We start from the raw sequence: 704 nt of genomic DNA on the forward strand, positions 1-704 counted from the left end.
CCGATGAAGGACTCGTTGACGAAGTCGGTGTCGAGGGGGAGTTCGCCGCGGGCGTGGAGTTGGGCCATGCGGGCGCTGGTGCCGGTGCCGCAGGGTGAGCGGTCGAACCAGCCGGGGTGGATGGCCATCGCGTGGCGTGAGCGGGTGGCGTTCGAGCCGGGTGCGGCGAGGTAGACGTGTTTGAGTCCGGCGATCTCGGGCCGGGTGGGGTGCACGGGCCGGTGGGGTGAGGCGTTGACGGCGTCCATGACGGCCAGGCCGGCGGCGAGGAGGTCGTCCTTGCGGGCGCGGTCGAAGGGCAGGCCCAGGGTGTCGAGGTCGACGAAGGCGTAGAAGTTGCCGCCGTAGGCGAGGTCGTAGGTGACGGTGCCGTAGCCGGGGACGTCGGTCTTGAGGTCGAGTCCGGCGCTGAAGGCGGGGACGTTGGTGAGGGTGACCGCCTTGGCGGCGCCGTCCTGGACCCGGACGTCGACGCGGACCAGGCCGGCGGGGGTGTCCAGGCGGACGGTGGTGACGGGTTCGACGACCGGCACCATGCCCGTTTCCACCAGGACGGTCGCGACGCCGATGGTGCCGTGGCCGCACATCGGCAGCAGTCCCGACACCTCGATGTACAGGACGCCGTAGTCGGCGTCGGGCCGGGTCGGCGGCTGCAGGATCGCCCCGCTCATCGCCGCGTGCCCGCGCGGCTCGTACATCAGCAG

At 71.7% G+C, this 704-nt stretch carries 1 protein-coding gene; it reads right to left on the bottom strand.

Going from position 1 to position 704, the window contains the following annotated elements:
* On the bottom strand, positions 1-704 hold a 704-nt coding region (locus tag MRBLMG1_RS36185), incomplete at both ends, for a proline racemase family protein (protein ID WP_367828406.1).

The sequence above is a fragment of the Streptomyces sp. LMG1-1-1.1 genome, from assembly GCF_040815545.1.
Classification (GTDB): domain Bacteria; phylum Actinomycetota; class Actinomycetes; order Streptomycetales; family Streptomycetaceae; genus Streptomyces.